This is a genomic window from Saccharothrix carnea (genome assembly GCF_003014735.1).
Lineage (GTDB): Bacteria > Actinomycetota > Actinomycetes > Mycobacteriales > Pseudonocardiaceae > Actinosynnema > Actinosynnema carneum.
Map to the genome: position 1 here is coordinate 306,436 of NZ_PYAX01000003.1, position 18,125 is coordinate 324,560.

General features: G+C 70.2%; 14 protein-coding genes. 6 read left to right on the forward strand and 8 right to left on the reverse strand.

All coding sequences use genetic code 11. The annotated features are described in order from the left end of the window. Window positions 1-21 precede the first annotated feature (21 nt). Window positions 22-924 (forward strand): sigma-70 family RNA polymerase sigma factor, encoded by a 903-nt coding sequence (locus tag B0I31_RS09730; protein ID WP_245949780.1) that lies wholly within the window; start codon window positions 22-24, stop codon window positions 922-924. Here B0I31_RS09730 and B0I31_RS09735 read toward each other — a convergent pair. Then, complete coding sequence (locus B0I31_RS09735) at window positions 921-1,490, reverse strand: carboxymuconolactone decarboxylase family protein (protein WP_106615000.1); 570 nt, start codon at window positions 1,488-1,490, stop codon at window positions 921-923. The genes B0I31_RS09730 and B0I31_RS09735 overlap by 4 nt on opposite strands. Before the next feature lie 207 nt (window positions 1,491-1,697). Here B0I31_RS09735 and B0I31_RS09740 point away from each other — a divergent pair, with 207 nt between their 5' ends. Together B0I31_RS09740 and B0I31_RS09745 are read left to right on the forward strand one after the other, a co-directional pair. Further along, a complete protein-coding gene (locus tag B0I31_RS09740; protein ID WP_106615404.1) occupies window positions 1,698-2,141 on the forward strand; it encodes a helix-turn-helix domain-containing protein in 444 nt (147 codons plus the stop codon). A 64-nt stretch (window positions 2,142-2,205) separates the two neighbouring features. After that, on the forward strand, window positions 2,206-2,793 hold the full coding sequence (locus B0I31_RS09745) for a PIN domain-containing protein (RefSeq protein WP_106615001.1): 588 nt from the start codon (window positions 2,206-2,208) through the stop codon (window positions 2,791-2,793). Window positions 2,794-2,835: 42 nt separating this feature from the next. On the opposite strand, the gene B0I31_RS09750 is transcribed toward B0I31_RS09745, so the two are convergent. The 3 genes from B0I31_RS09750 to B0I31_RS09760 all read right to left on the reverse strand — a co-directional run bounded on the left by B0I31_RS09750 (window position 2,836) and on the right by B0I31_RS09760 (window position 6,058). Further along, window positions 2,836-3,882, reverse strand: coding sequence for a serpin family protein (locus tag B0I31_RS09750; RefSeq protein ID WP_106615002.1), 1,047 nt, complete (start codon window positions 3,880-3,882; stop codon window positions 2,836-2,838). Between the two features lie 253 nt (window positions 3,883-4,135). Next, a complete protein-coding gene (locus B0I31_RS09755; protein ID WP_106615003.1) occupies window positions 4,136-5,398 on the reverse strand; it encodes a deoxyguanosinetriphosphate triphosphohydrolase in 1,263 nt (420 codons plus the stop codon). 21 nt (window positions 5,399-5,419) lie between these two features. Beyond that, a complete protein-coding gene (locus B0I31_RS09760; RefSeq protein WP_106615004.1) occupies window positions 5,420-6,058 on the reverse strand; it encodes a YdcF family protein in 639 nt (212 codons plus the stop codon). A 53-nt stretch (window positions 6,059-6,111) separates the two neighbouring features. On the opposite strand from B0I31_RS09760, the gene B0I31_RS09765 reads away from it, so the two are divergent. Both B0I31_RS09765 and B0I31_RS09770 read left to right on the forward strand, forming a co-directional pair. Then, window positions 6,112-6,843, forward strand: coding sequence for a Type 1 glutamine amidotransferase-like domain-containing protein (locus B0I31_RS09765; RefSeq protein ID WP_106615005.1), 732 nt, complete (start codon window positions 6,112-6,114; stop codon window positions 6,841-6,843). A 16-nt stretch (window positions 6,844-6,859) separates the two neighbouring features. Beyond that, window positions 6,860-7,081 (forward strand): hypothetical protein, encoded by a 222-nt coding sequence (locus B0I31_RS09770; RefSeq protein WP_146173792.1) that lies wholly within the window; start codon window positions 6,860-6,862, stop codon window positions 7,079-7,081. Window positions 7,082-7,230: 149 nt separating this feature from the next. On the opposite strand, the gene drmC is transcribed toward B0I31_RS09770, so the two are convergent. The 4 genes from drmC to B0I31_RS09790 form a co-directional block, all read right to left on the reverse strand. Further along, window positions 7,231-8,010 carry a DISARM system phospholipase D-like protein DrmC gene (drmC, locus tag B0I31_RS09775; protein WP_106615007.1) on the reverse strand — a complete coding sequence of 260 codons (780 nt, stop codon included), beginning with the start codon at window positions 8,008-8,010 and terminating at the stop codon, window positions 7,231-7,233. Further along, window positions 8,007-9,833 (reverse strand): DUF1998 domain-containing protein, encoded by a 1,827-nt coding sequence (gene drmB, locus B0I31_RS09780; RefSeq protein WP_106615008.1) that lies wholly within the window; start codon window positions 9,831-9,833, stop codon window positions 8,007-8,009. Before drmB ends, drmC begins: the two co-directional genes overlap by 4 nt. Continuing rightward, window positions 9,830-13,312, reverse strand: a complete 3,483-nt coding sequence (gene drmA / locus B0I31_RS09785) for a DISARM system helicase DrmA (RefSeq protein WP_106615009.1) — start codon at window positions 13,310-13,312, stop codon at window positions 9,830-9,832. The genes drmB and drmA overlap by 4 nt, the downstream gene beginning before the upstream one ends. A gap of 70 nt (window positions 13,313-13,382) precedes the next feature. Continuing rightward, the gene (locus B0I31_RS09790) at window positions 13,383-14,024 is read right to left on the reverse strand and encodes a hypothetical protein (RefSeq protein WP_146173793.1); all 642 of its coding nucleotides are present in this window, start codon (window positions 14,022-14,024) and stop codon (window positions 13,383-13,385) included. 306 nt (window positions 14,025-14,330) lie between these two features. On the opposite strand from B0I31_RS09790, the gene B0I31_RS09795 reads away from it, so the two are divergent. Beyond that, a complete protein-coding gene (locus B0I31_RS09795; protein WP_146173794.1) occupies window positions 14,331-18,011 on the forward strand; it encodes an Eco57I restriction-modification methylase domain-containing protein in 3,681 nt (1,226 codons plus the stop codon). Window positions 18,012-18,125 lie beyond the last annotated feature (114 nt).

Genomic DNA, 18,125 nt, shown 5'->3' on the forward strand with positions numbered 1-18,125 from the left:
AGTGCTGGCAGACTGGTGCCCGTGACCGCTGCCGAGCAGACCCTGGCCTCGACCTTCACCGGTCACCGCTCGCACCTGGTCGGCGTGGCCTACCGGCTCACCGGCAGCGTCGCGGACGCCGAGGACGCCGTGCAGGAGGCGTGGTTGCGGCTGGCCGGGCTGAGCGAGCAGGCCCGTGCCGGCATCCGGGACCTGCGCGGCTGGCTGACGACCGTGGTGGGGCGGATCTGCTTGGACCGGCTGCGGTCGGCGGCCGTGCGGCGGGAGCGGTACGTCGGGCAGTGGCTGCTCGAGCCGCTGATCACCTCCGGCGAGGACGACCCGTTGGACGCGGTGGTGCGCGACGACGGCGTGCGGATGGCGGCGCTGGTCGTGCTGGACCGCCTCACGCCCGAGCAGCGGGTGGCGTTCGTGCTGCACGACGCGTTCGACGTGCCGTTCGCGGAGATCGCCGACGCGTTGGGCTGCACGGTCGCCACGGCGCGCCAGCACGCGTCACGGGGCCGTCGGGCGGCGGCCGAGGCCGACCCGCCGCCGCGGGTGGCGCTGGAGGAGCAGCGCGAGGTGCTGGAGCGGTTCATCCAGGCCGTGGCGTCCGGTGACATCAACGCCGTGCTCGGCCTGCTGCACCCGGACGTGGTGCTCGTGGGCGACGGCGGCGGCAAGGCGAAGACCGCGTTCAACGTGGTCAGCGGCGCGGACAAGGTGGCTCGTCTCATCATCGGCCTCATGCGCCGGTACGGCGACGTCGAGGGCCGGCCCGCGCTGGTCAACGGCGACCTGGGGCTGGTGTTCGCGGCCCAGGGCGAGCTCACGCCCCGGGTCGAGGCGCTCGTGGTGCGGGACGGCAAGGTGGCCGGCTTGTACGACATGTCGAACCCGGACAAGCTCGGCCACGTGCCGTTCCCCGACAGCGGTGCTTAGGGCAGCGGCACCCGGCAGGCGTCACCCGAGGTGAACCCCTGGTCGGTGATGCCGAACGCCGAGTTGAACCGGCCCCGCTGGTTCTCCAGCGCGATCAGGTAGGTCAGCTCGACCAGGCCCTGGTGGCCCAGCCGCCGGTCGAGCTCGGCGACCTGCTCGTCGGTGACGGCGGTGGGCGTCTCGGTCATCGCGTCGGCGTAGGCGAGTGCCAGCTTCTCCAGCTCGGTGTACTTGTCCGAGTTCGCGTAGTCGTGGATCTCCTTGAGCCGGTCGACGTCCAGGCCCTCGTGCTTGATCAGCATGGTGCCGAAGTCGACGCACCACGAGCAGCCGAGCTTCACCGCCGTGAGGTACACCACCAGCTCGCGCAACGACACGGGCAGCGTCTTGGCGGCCTTCTCCACGGCCATCTCGTGGCGCGCGCTCGCGACGAACAGCTTGCGGTGGTGCGCCGCCACCGTGAACGGCTCGGGCACCGCCCCGAACCGCTTCTTGGCGAACCGGTAGGCGAACCTCACCAGCGGGTTGGCCTGCTTGGTCGTGACGACCGGGATCCTCGGTGCCATGTCCCCTCCTCGTTTCGGGTGTCCACCCGGTGGACGAGGAGGGGGCTCAAGACGTGACAGCCCTCAGAAAACCGCTCACGGCTTGGCCACCTGGGCGAGGAAGAGCTGAGGTTGCACCTACGCAACAGGCGTGGTTCCATGGACGGGTGTTGCACATATAAGTGCAGCCGCGATCGGTTGTAACCGTAACGCCCTGCGGAGGGAGTGATGGCGGTGTCGACGGTAGTGACCACGGCTGACCGTGATGTCGTGTTGGCGGACGAACGCGACCAGCAGCAAGCACAGGCATTGATGACGCGGCTCCCCCCTCGCGGTGCGCGGTTCACCGCCTTGACCGGTGGACAAGGTGAAGCCGTCCCGGTACCGGACGAGTTGTCGGCGATCATCGCCCAGGTCGTCCACGCCGTGGCGCAGGGTCACGTGGTCACCGTCAGCGCGATGCCAGAGGAACTGACGACCACCGCCGCCGCCCAACTGCTGGGCATCTCGCGCCCCACCTTGATGCGCAAGATCAATGCCGGCGAGATTCCCTCGCACAAGGTCGGCTCGCACACCCGCTTGCGGACGGCCGACGTGCTGCAAGAGCGGCATGCGCGCAGGCAACGCCAGTTGGCCGCATTCAATGAACTGCGCGCACTGGAAGACGATTGACATTCGGATTGTGGGCTGTCGACCCGATCACGGAGAAGAGGTGGTCGACAGCTAGCCTTTTGCGGTGGCCCCCACGAGAGTCTTCGTCGACGCCAACGTGCTGTACTCCCGCACGCTGCGGGATTGGCTCGCACTGTTGCAACTGAGGTCATCCGGCGAGGTCTACACGGTCTACTGGACCGAGGACGTGCTCGCGGAGACCATCTACCGCCTGCGTCGCAATCATCCGGAGTGGAGTGGCGCGAAGATCACCTCGATACGGGACCTGATCGCGAAGACCTTCGAGGGCGGCAGGGTCGAGGACTTCACCATCGACGACTCGCACCCTGGTGGTGACGGCGACGACCGGCACGTGCACGCCGCAGCCGTGGCCTGCCGAGCGGATTTCATCCTGACCGGTGACAACGGTTTTTTCTCCGCTGATCAGGACGCGGACTCGAGGCCCTATGAGGCATACAAACCTGACGACTTCTTCGTGTTGGTCGATGACAGTGCGCCCTCCCTGGTCCAACTCGTGACCCGTGAACAGACCGTGTACTGGGCGCGACGGGGTGCCCGCGCCGACTTGGCGGGCCAGCTCGTCGCGGCGCAGTGTCCTCAGTTCGCTGAACGGGTGCGGGTCCACCAAGGGAAATTGTCACTCCCAGGCTGAACCCGACCTGTGCCCCTCGGAAGTCATCGCACCCGAGTCAACTCACGGCTTGGCCACCTGGGCGAGGAAGAAGATCGCGCCCGTTTCGGTGTGCCGGACCAGCAGGAGGTAGGGCCGGTCGACGCGGACCGTGCGCGCGGGTTCGACCGGCATGAAAGACGTGAGGCGCATCACCACGGCGGTCGCCGCCGCGCCTTCGAAGCCCTGCTCGTCCAAGCGCAGCACGGCCTCGTGCACCACGTCGTCCACGAAGAGCCGGGGGTCGGGGCTCAGCCCGGTGAGGTCCGCGCCCTGGCCGAACATCCTGCGCACGCCGACCTGCTGCAGCGCCTCGGCGAGCGAGACGTTCACGGACAGGTCCAGCTTGGGCAGGAACAGCTCGATCCGGTCCTGGTCCAGCGCCTCCAGCACCTCGGGCACGCCTTCGGTGCCGCCCAGGTCGCCATCGGGCAGCAGCACGACCGCCTCGACGCCACCGCGCGCGGGCAGCGCCACGGCCTGCCAGCCGTCGCGCTGGGCGTAGCGCATGTTGCCCTCGCGGCGCATGGTCGCGACGGTGCCCGTGCCGCGGAACGGCAGGTCGGCGGTGTCGTGATCGGGGAACTCCTCGACCCACGCGCACTTCAGGTACAGCGCGTTGACCAGGGTCGCGACCGTGTCGGACGTGATCGCCCCGGCCGCCAGCAGCTCCGGGATCAGCCCGCGGGTCGTCTCGGCGACGTCGGCGTTGATGAGCTTGCGCGAGCCCTCCGGGTCGTCGGCGAACGGCACCGAGCGGACCTTCGCGCCCGGCCACCCGGCCAGGTCGGTGAGGAAGCCTTCGTTGACCGGCAGCTCGTCCCAGGCCCACAGCGTGTTGGCGACGGAGAACTCGGCGTCGTCGCCCACCACCGCGCCCTTGAGCACCTTGGCGTGGTCCGCGCCGAGCAGCGCGACCAGTTCGGCCTCCGTCTCGCCGCGCGCCGCGTGCGCCGTCAGGCCGAGCGCGCTGGCCACCGAGTACGGCGACCAGCAGGCGTTGCGCGTGCGGTCGGGAGCGACGGCGTCGTGGAGCGTGAGGGCGAACGTCAGGTGCGTTCGATCAGGCACTGGGTCTCCTTAACCGCTGTGGGCTCGTCCGGGATCGGACGTTCGCCCGCGCCGCTCGTGGGTCCGAGCGGCTGGGGGTGGCGTGGTTCCCGCACCCCGGCGGAACCGTCGTCGGGTTCGTCGTCCCAACCAGTCCACCCGTACGGCAGCTCACGCGCGACCTTCACCGGTTCGCGGCTCGGTCGGCGCCACGGCCACGGGCGACCTGGCGGTCTCTTCGCTTCATCGGCCATGACACCGAGTGTGCCACTGGTCACAGGGGCTCGGGGTGGTCGTTCGCCAGCGCCCGCCGCCACGCCACGGCCTGGGCGTCGGTGAGCGAGGCGACCTGGTCGACCACGACGCGCAGCCGTTCGGCGTCCGTGCCGGCGGCGGCCCACGCGGGGTGGAACGCCGGGTCGAGGGTGTCCGGTGCGCGCATCAGCAACAGGTGGACCAGTTCCGCGACCAGTTCCCGTTGCCGCGCCTGCATGGCCAGCCGCGACGGGTCGCTCATCACGTACCGCACCGCGACCGCCTTGAGCAGCGCCACCTCGGCCGCGACGCGCGGCGGCACGACCAGGTCGGCCCGGTAGCGGCTCAGCGGGCCGTCGCCGTGCACCTCGCGGGTCGCGCCCACGGCGGCGGAGGCGAACCGGCCGACCAGTTCGCTGGTGAGCCGCTTCAACGCCACCTGGGCGCGCAGCGTGCCGTCGTACTCGGCCAGTTCGGCGATCACGGGCAGGCCGAGCAACTCGGTCGCGGTGGCTTCGAGCACGGACGCGGGCTCGTCGGAGAAGTGCTTCGCGGCCAGGCCCGCGATGGCGGCGCGTTCGGCCGGGTCGCCGAGGGCGGACAGGCTGATCCGGTGCGCGAGCACGCCGTCCTCCACGTCGTGCACGGAGTAGGCGACGTCGTCGGCCCAGTCCATGACCTGGGCTTCCAGGCAGCGCCGCCGCTCCGGAGCGCCCTCGCGCACCCAGTTGAACACGTCGAGGTCGTCGTCGTAGGCGCCGAACTTCGCCATCCCGGGACGGCGGGTCCACGGGTACTTGGTGGCCGCGTCCAGGCACGCCCGGGTCAGGTTGAGGCCCTTGGCGGTCTTGGGTTCCAGCCGGGTCAGGATGCGCAGGGTCTGGGCGTTGCCCTCGAAACCGCCGCACGGCCCGGCCAGCTCGTCCAGCGCGCGTTCGCCGTTGTGCCCGAACGGCGGGTGCCCGATGTCGTGCGCCAGGCCCGCGGTGTCGACCAAGTCCGGGTCGCACCCCAGCTCCTCGCCGATGCCGCGGCCGATCTGGGCGACTTCCAACGAGTGGGTGAGCCGGGTGCGCGGCACGCCGGTCACCTCCGCGCCCTCGCCCGGCCCGACGACCTGGGTCTTGCCCGCGAGCCGGCGCAGCGCCGCCGAGTGCAGCACCCTGGCCCGGTCGCGGGAGAACGGCGTACGGCGCTCGGTGCGCGCGCCGGGCAGCACCGCCCCCTTGGGCGGCTCGGGGAGCAGCCGCGCGAAGTCGTGCCCGGTGTAGCCCTGGCTCATCCGCTCAGGGTAAGCGGCGACCTACAGCAGGATGCCGTCGAACGCGCCCGCCGGCGCCTTCATCAGGTGGTAGTAGAGCAGCGCGCCGGTCTCGCGGCGGATGTAGAACAGCTGCGTCTGGCGGGTCTGCACGTTCGGCCCGCTGCGGGTCGGCGACGTCCACGCGGACAGGCCCTCGTCCTCGGCCATCGTGCGCGCCCGCAGGGAGTGCCACGGATCGCTCACGATCACGGCCGTGCTGAGGGACTTGGCGCGGGCGGCGGCGGCCAGCGCCCGGATGCTGCCCAGCGTGTCGGTGCCCTCGCCGACTTCGAGGATGCGGTCGGCGGGCACGTCGTGCGCCTCCAGCCAGAGCCGACCGGCCTGCCCCTCGGTGAAGTTGTCGCCGGGCTGCCTGCCGCCGGTGGTGGCGATGTAGTTGACCACGCCCTGCTCGTAGAGCCTGCGCGCGTGCTCCAGCCGTGCCTCCAGCACCTCGGACGGCACGCCGTTGTACTGGGCCGCGCCGAGGACCACGGCCATGTCGGCGTGGGTGCGGTCGTCCTCGCGGGCCACCTGCCACACGCGGAACGCCGTGCCGCCGACGACGAGGAGCCCGATCACGAGGCCGCCGAGGACGACGCGCGTGGCAAGCCTGCGGAGTCTCGGCAGGAACTTCACGCGAGGGATGATTCCACACCCGCGCCGGCGCGAGCGCTGCCAGGATCACGGGCATGGCAGCAGACCAGCCGACGATCGTGGCGACCTCAGGTGGTTTCCGCGCCGGGCGACGCACCAACCTGGAGTTCCACCGACTCGTGCACCACGCCGTCGACCTGTCCGGCGTGCACGGCCGCACACCGCGGCTGTGCCACATCGGCACGGCGGCGGGCGACCAGCGGTGGTTCAACGCGGACATCTCCGAAGCCGGGCAGCTGGCGGGGTGGGAGGTGTCGCACCTGAACCTGTTCACGATGCCGCCGACGACCGACGTGCCGGGCTTCCTCGCGTCGCACGACGTGGTGTGGGTCGGCGGTGGTTCGGTGGCGAACCTGTTGGCGGTGTGGGCGGTGCACGACCTCGGCTCGGCGCTGCGGGACGCGTGGCAGGCCGGTGTCGTGCTCGGTGGCGTGTCCGCCGGGTCGATCTGCTGGTTCGTGGGCGGTTCGACGGACTCGTTCGGCCCGGAGCTGCGCGTGATCACCAACGGCCTGGGCTTCCTGCCGTACGGCAACGGCGTGCACTACGACAGCGAGGCGGAACGGCGGCCGACGATCCAGGCGGCGGTGGCGGCGGGCCTGCTGCCGGAGACGCACTGCACCGACGACGGCGCCGGGCTCGTCTACCGCGGCACCGAACTGGTGGAGGCGGTGTCCGAACGGCGCAACGGCGGCGCGTACATCGTGCGACGTGACGAATCTTCAGGAACCGCACAGGAGGAATCGCTCGACGTCAGGCGGTTGTGAAACGGACCGTTGAGGTGTGGGAAGACGCTGGTGGGTGGTCGCGGTCGCGGTGATCGCGGGCGTGACCGCGCTGGTGTACCCGAGCGACGCCGAGTGCACCGCGCGGGCGTCCCGGCGTGCCCCCGGCACTTCGGCGGCACCCCCGCACCCGGCCGCGCCACGTACCGCCGAGGCACCTGCCCCGGACCTCTCGGCGGCGGTGGCGCGGCCGGCCGTGCGGCCGCCCGGGTGGGCCTGACCGCCAACCACCCACCGGCGGACGCCTCTCGGCGGGGCGACGTGGAGACGCCGGTCGCGAACCGCTACCCCGTGGTCGATCCGGACCGGCGTCGACGAGCAGGGCGCGAAGGCCGGTGAACGACATCACCGCCGCGCTGGTGCAGGCGCTCACGGCAACCGGCTGAAGCATCGCGCTTCGGGCCGCATCAGCGCACGGAAGTGTCCGTCGAGTCTCGACGCGAACGCACGGTCGTGGGACAGCACGCCCACCTCGATGTTGCCCGACAAGCCCCGATCGGTGAGGTTGGCGCTGCCAAGGAGCGCTGTCTCCGCGTCAGCGACCACCACCTTCGCGTGCAACGACGCGGCCCCGCCGCGATGTTCGGCGGGCCAGTGCCAGAAAGTCGCCACGTCCCGCAGCCCGGCGAACACCTCCGCGCCTCCCGCGCCGCGCAGCGCGCCTCCCTCCGCGGTCGAGGTCTCCAGGACGAGGTCCAACCGGACGCCCCGGTGGGCGGCGGCCAGGAGGTGACGAGTCACCTCGGCGACTCCGTAAGCGGCGAAGCTGACCACCAGCAGCCTGCGGGTCGCCCGGCTCACGACTTCACCGACCACTGCTCCGGTGAGCCGCACGGGTACGGCGTCGGTCATCGGGCCACTGATCACGAGTCGCGCACGGTCGTTGTCTGCCCGCTCCTGCACGTGCGCCGCGGTGGCCAGGGCCAGTGCGATCGCCGGCCCGGGCAGGTCGGGAGCATGCCGACGCCACGCCCTCACGAGCCGTTCGGCGGCGGTCGCCGCCTCCGTGCCGGGTTCGCGCGTGATGAGCACGCGCAGCGAGCCGTCCGCCGGACCTGCCATGCCGGCGAGGGCCGCGCACCAGTTGGCGATCTGGGTGTCGGACAGCAGGACGACCAATCCAGCCAGGTCGGCGGCGAGGTCGGTCACCGGAAGAATCCCGGCCCACTGGATGCGAGGGTGTCCACGAGCAGCGCCCGGTCGAGGTACTGGTTTCCTCGTTCGCACGAGGTTTCGGATGCGAACAGACAGGCGTGGCAGGCCGCCCCGTAGAGCCGGCCGTGTTCGGTCGGGTCGTGCTCGGAGCACAGCGGGTCGCTGCTGCACAGCCTCGCCGCGTCGAGCGCCCGCCTGATCAGCGCGCCCAGGTTCTCCTTCTCGCCGAGCCTCACCAGCCCTCCGAGGGTGCCTTCGCTGTCCGGGGCTGCGGTGTAGAGCAGGACACCCGCCATGTCACGCCGCTCGTTGGTCGCGTAGATCCGCTCGCCGATGCCAGAGGCGCTGTACCCGGATTCCAGCGCCAGTTCGCGGATCAGTGCGTGCGCGAAAGTGTGCAGCAGCACGTACCGCGCGCCGGGCCAGGCGTCCGGGTCGAGCTGCCGCCGCCGTCGCCACTCGTGGTGGGCGGGTTCCAGTTTCGCGGTCCGCCTCCGCACCTCATCCGAGCGCTCCCAGGACGCCAGCACGTCCTCCTTGAAGTGGAGGAAGATGCCTTCGCCACGCATCTCGGCGCACGGCACCCAGGTCGGAGCTTCCACCGACAAGCGCGCGCGTCGCACGTCCTGCGCGCCGGGTTCACCCCACTCAGGGGCATCGATGCGGGTGAACCCGTAGAGCGCGGCCACTTCGCGCAGTCGCGTGACCAGCAGGACGTTCTCCAGCCACGTCTGGGCGTCCTTCGGCCGGGTCTCACGGCGGGTGGTGAAGTCGTCGAGGTCGTACTCCTCACGACCGCTGAACACGTCCCACTCGGGAGTACGCAGGTCGTGGGTGTCGTCGGGAGCCGGATCAGGTGGTGAGTCGGCGTGCTGCCGGATCGCGCGCCACACTTCGTCCTCGCCGTGCCGGCTCAGTTCGGGCCAGCACGCCTGGCTGCGCATCAGGCTCTTGCCGATGGTCTCGTCCAACCCGGCGAGCAGGCTCAACACGCCCCAGTACTCGGCGACGGCGTGTTCCACCTGACCGGTGGCCTGCGGCAGGCTGAAGGCGCGCAGCTGCATGGCGAACCAGCTGTTGGTCGCGCCGAGGACGAGGGTGCGGGGCCGTTGGTCGCAGTCCTCGAACGTCCCCAGGTGGGGATGGCGGCCACGACAGCGCGGCAGGGTGGCCGCGGCGGCCAGGCCGACCGCCTGCGCCATGCTCTGCTTCATCCCGCACGAGCACTCGACGCGGACGTTGGCCACCTCACCGGTGGTGCCGGTCTCGTAGAGCCTGAGGACGTGGTCGTCGGTCGGCTCCGTCCCCCGGTGGACGAAGTAGAGCCACGGGAAGTCGTCCAGGTGCCCGTTGTCGCAGGCCAGGACGAACCGGGCGGGGACCGCGACTCCCCGTTTCGAACAGTTGTGCAGGTACCGCACCCGGTCCGGGCGGTAGGCGTCGTGGACGAAGCCGAACGGCTGGGCGTCGGCACGCCCGAGGTAGTTGCAGCCAGGCTCGGAGCACCGCAGCCAGGTCGGGAACAGCCCGACCGGAACGCCCACCTTGGCCCACTGCCCGAACACGTCGGGCGTCTCCGGCAGGTGCGGTGGGTGCCAGAGCCGCTCCACCTGGTCGCCGAGGCGGGCACGCACGGCGGCGAGCAACCGGTCCTCGGTGATCTCCCTGGCGGCCGAGAGGTCCCAGTGGTCGAGGCCCAGGGTGATGACGGACAGGTTCGGCAGGTCGGCCACCGAACCGACACCGTAGGTGTGCAGGAGCTGGCTCGGCCGCAGGCTGCCGACCCGGCTCGGGTGGTTCGGGTCGGAGGAGGTCACCGGTCACCCCCGTCGGTGTCGTCGTTCGGCGGCCGGAACCGCGGTTCATCGCCCCACGGGTCGATCCCAGGGAGCAGCTGCAACTGGATGCCGGGTTCGACGTCGCGCAGCGACGTCGGCGCGGGCAGCCCGGACCGGCCGGGCGTGCCTGCCCGGCGCAGCAGGCCCGCGATGTCCCCGGATGCCGGCGGCTGGTCGTAGCCGAGGCGGACACCCGGCTGGCCCTGCGCCTTGGCCCACTGGTCGAGGCGCTGTTCCAGCTGTTCGGTGACGCGCTGCTTCGCTCCCCTGGGGAAAGCCTCCGCCCGCTGGCCCAGGCGGCGCACGACGTGATCGGCCAGCTTGGAGTGCCGGTCGAACGTGCGCGCTCCGAAGTTGCCGTTGTGGTCGAGTTCCAGGTTGCGCACCAGCGCCACCATGACTCCGGTGAGGCCGCGGTCGATAGCGCGGTCGGCGAACGGGGTCACGGAGAGCGCTTCGACGCGCCGGTAGTAGGTCTGGTGGAAGTGCTCGAAGGTCTCGAAGTGCGACAGGTCACGCGGCCGGGCCCAGTTGTAGACGGTGAACACCAGGCCAGGCGCCTGGCGGCCGACGCGGCTGGTGGCCTGGATGTACTCGGCGGTGGACTTGGGCTGGTTGGTCACGACCATCACGCCTAGGCGCGGCACGTCGACCCCGACCGCGATCATGCTCGTGGCGAGCAGCACGTCGATCGGCTTGGGTGAGCCCTTGGGCCGGTCGCCGAACCGGATCTCCAACTTGTCCAGCAGGGGCCGGATGGCGTCGGAGTTCATCCTGGACGTCAGCTCGGCCTGCGCCAGGTCGTACCGCTTGGCCAGGCCGCGCTGGTCGGCCCGGACGAGACGGGCACTGACGTCGTCCTCCACCAACCTGCGCATCCCGCCCAGGTCGCGCAGCGAGTTGAAGTAGCCGACGAGCGTCATGTACGGGTCGGTCACCTCGTTGCGCCCGTACTCCTCGTGCAGCCGCTGCGCCGCGCCGAGCACGGACACGTACACGCGGATCAGGGTGGATTTCATGCGCGACCCGTGCGCGCAGATCCCGACGTACCGGCGGCCGGGCCGGTCCCGGACGGGTCGCCTGCGGGCGAAGTAGCTGTCGTCGACGGTCAGGCCCGACGGCGGGAACACCTCGGTCCTGCGGTTAAACAGGTCCCCGATCTGCTGGGTGGCGCGGCGGACGGTCGCGGTGGACGCGACGACCTTGGGCCGGACGGACCGGCCGTCGTCGAGCCGCCACGTCGCCAGCAGGTCCACGGCTGTCTCGTAGAGGCCGACCAGCGACCCGAGCGGCCCGGAGATGAGGTGCAGCTCGTCCTGGATGATCAGGTCCGGCGGGCGCAACCAGGTCACCTCGGTGCGGCGGCCCGCGTGCCGCTTCTTCTCCCAGTCGGCGTCCTCCGCGTCCTTGGCCAGGTACCCGTGCACGTCGCAGCGCTTGCCCACACGCCCGAACAGGGCAGCGGTCTCACCCTTCCAGGGGAGTTGGGCGAACTTGTCGACGGTGGCGATGAGCAGGCTCGGCGGGTGGCGGTAGATCTCCTCGTCCACCACGAGCACCGGCAGTCCTCGGTCCCAGGGGTCGCTCGGACCGGGCAGGGCGCCGAACGGGCACAGCACGTCGGCGCACTCGATCACAGTGCGGCGCGAGGCCTTCTCGACGTCGATCCCGCCCTTGTCGATCGGGGTGCCGCACCACGGGCAGTTGGTGACCTGGTGCGGCGAGCCCTGGCCGAACGTGGGTTTGCCGCGGGACCTCCGCACGTTCTGCACCCAGTCGGCCGCGTCGTCGGTGCGGTTGGGGGTGACGCGTCCGCCGACCCACAGCCCGACGCGGAACGGCGCGGGGCCCCAGGTGGCCAAGTCGTCGCGGCGCAACACCTCGGCGGCGCAGATCAGCGTCGTCGCACGCTCGAACTGCTGGATCGTCAGCAGCCGGAGCGTGTAGCGCATCAGCACGGCGACGCCCTCGTCCGCTCGCAACCCGCCGTACGCCGGTTGCAGCCGCCGGATGGCCAGGGTGAAAGCGGTCAGCCCCAGGTAAGCCTCGGTCTTGCCGCCGCCCGTGGGGAACCACAGCAGGTCGGCCAGCCCCTTGTTCCGATCCGGTGACCGCTCGTCGTGCCGCGGATCGGCCAAGGACGGCAGGTTGAGCAGGACGAAAGCTAGCTGGAACGGCCGCCAACTGCGTTCGGTTGGCACGTCCACCTCGGCCACGACCTCGGCCAGTGACCGGGTCCGGTCGCGGCGGCGCACGTCGGCGGCCTCGCTGTGCACGCGCTGCTCGGCCATCGCGCGGTTGGCGAACCCGAACGCGCGGCGCACGTCGACGTCGGTCTCCAGCAGGGCTACGCCCGCCTCGATCCGGTCGGCCGTGCGGCGTGCGGTCTTCAGCGCCTCGACCGCTTCGGAGCGGTGACCGTCGAGCCGGGCGTCCGGGCCGTCGACCTCCTCGGTGCGCTGCTCGATCCACGTGCGGTAGCCGGTGACGAGGGGGCGCAGGACCGCCGCCAGCGGCTCCGGTGGGCCGTCGGCGAGCTCGGCGAGCACCCGCATGTCGAGCACGACGTCCCGCAGCGCCTCCAGGTCCTCGTCGTCCTCCACGTTCGGCACGTCCGTGGCGGGGACCTCCGCGTGCGGCACGGTGCTGGTGGTGAGCCGGACCGCGCGCTCTGACCGGTCGGTGCGCCGCTCGGCCGTCACCGCGGCGCCGTGCCCGATCGCGAACTCGGGCACGAAGCGGTAGGTCATGGCGAGGCCGCGTTGCTCGTCCTGGTCGACCGGGTGCCCGCCGGACGGCTCGTCGGGGCGGGGTAGGAACACCTCGGCTCCGCCCGGTGCGGCGGCGGACAACTCCGCCTGGAACAGCCAGTCGGCCGAGGCACGCCCGTTGCCGCGCGGCTGCCGGTTCTCCAGGAACAACGACACCAGCCAGTCGCTGCCGTGCCGCCGTGCCTTACCCCGCACCACGACATCCGGGGCTTCCGCCACCACCGCCATCGGGACGAGCTGCCCTTCGGCGAGCGCCACCGTGACGGTCCCTTTCAGCGGGACTCGCCGCCACACGCGGTTGGGCAGCCCTTCCGCCGTCTCGGCGGTGACGCGCTCGTAGCGGCCCCACTTCGCGGTCACCTCAAGCCGGTCGACGTCCCCGGCGACGGTCGTGGTGAACCCGATGGAGGACAAGGCGAGGCTGGCCGTATTCGGCGCGCTGGGTTCCCGCACGCCTTCCTCCGGCTCGGCGGCGGCGCTCTCGGCCAGCTCGTCCTGGGTCTCCGGCTCGATCACCTCGCCGCGCGGCGCGAGGCGGCCCAGCGGGTAGCGGTCCAGTGGGTCTTCCCGCGTGAACTCCTCGTGCTCGCCTTCCAGCGGACCGAGGAGGTCTTTGAGCACCAGCTCCTGGAGCCGATCGCGGATGACGCGGGGTTCCGGTGGAGGGAGGACGGACGGGCGGTTCATGCGCTCGTACGGTAGTCGGCGGGAACGCGCGGAAGCGGCAGGTGGGACCGCCACGTCGGCCGGCCGGCGTTCAGCATCGGCACCCACCGTTCTCGGTGACGACCATGTCGCACGAGTCGCAGCGGACGACCCTGGTGGCGATCTGATCCGGGCGCGGCAGCGAGGTGCGGCGGTGTGGGCTGGGATTGGCCTGGGGTGCGACCGTGCCGTACTTCCTCACGCGCCTGACGCGACGGCCCTTCGTCGCCGTCTTCGCGACCTTCTCCTGTTTCGATGACCCGGAAGCCGATTTGCCCTTAGCGGGTACCGTCGATTTTTCTTTCCTCGCCGACTTGGCACCCTTCACCGACGTGGGTGCGGGCTGCTTGCGATTCAATTCGTCCGCGACCATTTGTCGGGTGACGGGATGGCCGACGATCCCGGTAACGGCGCGCGCACAGTCCCTGTAAGAACTCTGCGGATTGCGGTTGCGCCAGTCCCGAATGGCCTTCCGCCAGGTTTCAGGCTTCATCGCCGCCGACTTCCTACCCGCTGCGGAAGGCTGCGCCGCCCGCTTGCCGACGGGCTCGGCGTGCGCCCCCCGCCGGGACTCCACCACCAAGTCGTCGATGCTGAAGGGGTCCGGCCGATCGTCGTTCTCGAAGTCGAACCCTGGGAGCACATCGATCACGTGAGCGTGATCGTCGTACCAATCATTGATGCGTCCCACCACGACCTCCTCGTCCGCACTCCACCGGTTCATCGCCGGACCGGACCGCAGCGCTACACCTCTCGACCGGCACGGCCACTGGCTGACGGCATCGGCTAACGACCACCGGTGCATCCATGAAGAACTTCGGTGTCCATTACCACGCATATAAGTGAGCAAACCTCTACTGTAACGAAAAGAGCACGCCACGCCGCCGTTGCGGAGCAACACGGAGAGTGGCTCTCCCTCCTCCGACCAGCCGGCCCTTTCATCGCCCTTCCACTCCTCGCGGAGGTTTTCCCCTCCGGCATCGACACCGTTCCCGCAGTTTTGCGCGATCGGTTACGCCAATCGTGGACGGAGTTCGACGCCGATCCCGTCCTCTTCGGGGAGGCGTGGCAGGACTTCGTGCTCGGCGAACTGCTGCGCTTCCCACCCTCTGCGCTTCGGGATGCCGCAGCCGCGAAAAACGACATCCGAGGGTCCTTCAAGCCTGATCAGGTCGTGCTGTCCCCTGCGGATGGCGACGTGCGCTTGCACCTCTACCGCCGGGACGTGGACATCGAGCTGGCTGCCCGCGTATGCCGCGACACCGGCACCGCACTGGCGCTTTCGACGAACGGCCGGTTCTGGACGCTGATCCACGCCCGGCCCGGCGGCCCTACCAGCACCGCTGTCTTCGACGCCGATCTTTGGGCTGAAGAGCCACTGCTGTTGCGCGCGTTCGTGTCGCTGCTCTCGGCACAGCGAGTACTCGCCCCCGTCGAGCGCCCAGACACCACCGCCGCCCTGCTCGCCCGCACCGAGGAAGAGCAGAGCCGCATCACGGACACGCTCGGCGGACAAGTCCGACAGGCCGTGGAGCTGCTGGTCGGCGAGTTCTCCCGGCTCGACCGCGAAGCCCGCGGCGCGCTGCTGGTCGAGGTCGGCGAGCGCGAGATCTACCGAGCCGCGCTGACCACCCTCATGCGGTTGGTGTTCCTCCTCTACGCCGAGCAGCGCGAGCTGCTCCCGCTCCGCGACCCCGTCTACCGGGACGGCTACGCGGTCACGACGCTGCACCAGCAGCTCGGAGAGGACCGCGACCGGCACGGGGAGGAGGTGGGCGACCGGCGCAGCGCCGCGTGGTCCCGGCTGCTGGCGACGTTCCAGGCCGTGCACGGAGGCAGTGAGCACCCGGATCTCCGCATCCCCGCGCACGGCGGCTCGCTGTTCGACCTGGCCGCCCACCCGTGGCTGACTGCCATGCGCGTCACCGACCGGGTCACGCACGAGGTCCTGGAGTCGCTGCTGGTGCTCAAGCACCGCGGCAAGGCTGCCGAGCGGCTGACCTACCAGGGGTTGCACGTCGAGCAGATCGGACACGTCTACGAAGGTCTGCTCGACCACTCCTGCCGCAAGGTCACCGAACCCCACCTGGGCCTGATCGGCAAGTGGGAACCGGGGCTGCCGCTGTCTGCGGTGGAGTCGGGCGTGGACTTCACCGACGTCTGCGGCCTGACCACCAAGCAGACGGAAAAGGCACTCGCCGCCCAACCAACCCCGGCCGACCTGGCCGCGCTGCACGCCGCCTGCGACAACGATTCCGCACTCGCCGACCGCGTCCGACCGTTCTGGGGTCTGCTGCGTAGGGACCTACGCGGCGCCCCGACGGTCTTCCCGGCCGGGTCGGTGGTCTTCACCGGTGATGGCGGCCGGCGCAGCACCGGCACGTACTACACCCCTCGTGAGCTGGCCCGCGAGGTTGTCGAGCACACGCTCGCACCGCTGTGTCGGGTCCGGGAACCCTCTGGTGAATTCCGGCCCCGCACCGCCGACGAGCTGCTGGCGCTCAAGGTCTGCGACCCCACCATGGGGTCCGGCGCGTTCCTCGTCTCGGCGTGCGAGTACCTCGCCGCTCGACTGGTCGAAGCGTGGGAGCGGGAAGGACTGCCCTCCGATGTCGGCGGTACTGCCGATGACGTGCGGCTGGCCGCGATGCGCCAGGTCGCGGCGCGCTGCCTGTACGGCGTGGACCACGATGACATGGCCGTGGTGCTGGCCAAGCTGTCGCTGTGGCTCGTCACCTGGGCCAAGGGGAGGCCGTTCAGCTTCGTCGACCACGCCCTGCGCTGCGGCGACTCGCTGCTCGGTCTGACCAGCGAGCGCCAGGTCGAGCGCTTCCACCTCGACCCGAACGGCGCGGGCCGGGAGTCGGGGCGCTGGACGTTCGGCGTCGCCGAAGACCTCATCAGCCCGGTCCTCGCCGAGGTCGCCGACCTGCGGCGATGCATCGAGGATCATGCGGCCGACGACATCCGGCAGATCACCGAGAAGCAGGAGAAGTTGTCCCGCGCGGACCACCTGACCCGACGGCTCCGGCTCGTCGCCGACGTGGTGGTCGGCGCGGCGCTGACCACGTTCGGGCAGGGCGAACAGCGTTACCGCGATCGCTTAGCCGCCGTGTCGGAAGAGGCCATCAGTCTGCTGACCGAGGAGGAGAACGGCGGTCCGGCCGAGCAACGGGTTCGCGAGGTCGTCACCGAGTGGCTCTCCACCGGCCGCCCACGCCCGCTCAGGCCGTTCCACTGGGCACTGGAGTTCCCGGAGGTCATGCGGCGCGGCGGCTTCGACGCGATCATCGGCAACCCGCCGTTCGTCGGCGGTCAGCGGCTGACCGGGTCGATAGGGCGCGATGTTCGCGAGTACCTGGTCACCCGGTTGGCCAAGGGCAAGCGCGGCAGCGCCGACCTGTGCTCATACTTTCTGTTGCGCGACCTGCAGATCTCGGCCGGTGGCCGCGTCGGGATCATCGCCACCAACACCATCGCCCAGGGGGACACCCGTGAGGTCGGGCTCGACCAAGTGATCTCGGCGGGTTGGCGGATCTATCGTGCCGTCAAGTCCCAGCCTTGGCCTCAAACCAAGCAATCCGTCACGGTGTCGCTGGTGTGGGTCGGGCAGACGGAAGAGGACGAGGTCTTCTACACGTCGTCCCTCGACTTGCCGTCTCGCGTGTCCGGTGACGCTCACCGATTAGCCGCCAACGCGGGACAGTCGTTCATCGGTTCCTACGTGCTCGGCACCGGATTCTTGCTCGATCCGACCGAGGCGGCCGAATTAATCGACAGGGACAAGCGCAACAGCGATGTGCTGTTTCCCTATGTCGTCGGCGAAGACCTCAACTCCAGAGCAGACTGCTCAGCGTCTCGATGGATCATCAACTTCCGAAATTGGGACAAGCCACAGGCGGCGACGTACCCGGACTGCTTCACTATCGTTGAACGGGAAGTCAAGCCGTTCCGCGCCCTCAACGCCAACAAACAGCGCCGCGAGGCCTGGTGGCGCTTCACCAGACCGACTACGGAACTCTACCGAGTCGTCGAAGCCCTGGACCGGGTGCTGGCCATCGCCCGCGTCAGTGCTACCGGCCTGCCGGTGTGGGTACCAACGGGACAGGTGATGAGCGAACAGGTAGTCGTCTTCGCCACCGACCGGGACGCTCATCTGACGCTGTTGTCGAGCAACCTGCACTTCACCTGGTGGACCACCAAGGGCGAGTCGACAATGCGCAATGATGCCCGCTACACGCCGTCCGATGGGTTCGAGACCTTCCCTCAGCCTGAGCTGACACCGCGCATGGACCGAATCGGCGAAGAGCTGCACCGGTTCCGGCGCGGGGTGATGCTGGACCGGCACCTCGGGTTGACCAAGCTCTACAACCTCGTTCACAACGACGCCGTCAGCGATCCCGAGGTCGGGCGGCTGAGGGAACTCCACACCGAGGTGGACGAGTCGGTGGCACAGGCGTTCGGGTGGACCGACCTGGATCTCGGTCACGGTTTCCACGAGACCGCGCAAGGCCGCCGGTTCACGCTCGCACCAGCGGTCCAGGTCGAGGTGCTGGACCGGCTCCTCGAACTCAACCACCAGCGCTATGCCGAGGAGGTCGCGAACGGTCTGCACGCCAAGGGCAGGCCCAAGCACGCGGCACGCCTGTCATCGTCCGCGAGCGGCGAGCCGCTGTTCTGACATCACCGCGTGAAGCAGGCCGGGGCGGCACGTCCGCGGCGCTGTCCCGGCCCCGCTCGATTCGCTGTGTAACGCTGCGCCCCCGCAACTGATGAACACCCGACAGACCCGCAC

Excerpts from the sequence above, each read along its gene's own strand:
- B0I31_RS09735 (WP_106615000.1), bottom strand. The coding sequence starts at position 1,490 with ATGGCACCGAGGATCCCGGTCGTCACGACCAAGCAGGCCAACCCGCTG.
- B0I31_RS09740 (WP_106615404.1), top strand. The coding sequence starts at position 1,698 with ATGGCGGTGTCGACGGTAGTGACCACGGCTGACCGTGATGTCGTGTTG.
- B0I31_RS09755 (WP_106615003.1), bottom strand. The coding sequence starts at position 5,398 with ATGAGCCAGGGCTACACCGGGCACGACTTCGCGCGGCTGCTCCCCGAG.
- B0I31_RS09765 (WP_106615005.1), top strand. The coding sequence starts at position 6,112 with ATGGCAGCAGACCAGCCGACGATCGTGGCGACCTCAGGTGGTTTCCGC.
- drmA (WP_106615009.1), bottom strand. The coding sequence starts at position 13,312 with ATGAACCGCCCGTCCGTCCTCCCTCCACCGGAACCCCGCGTCATCCGC.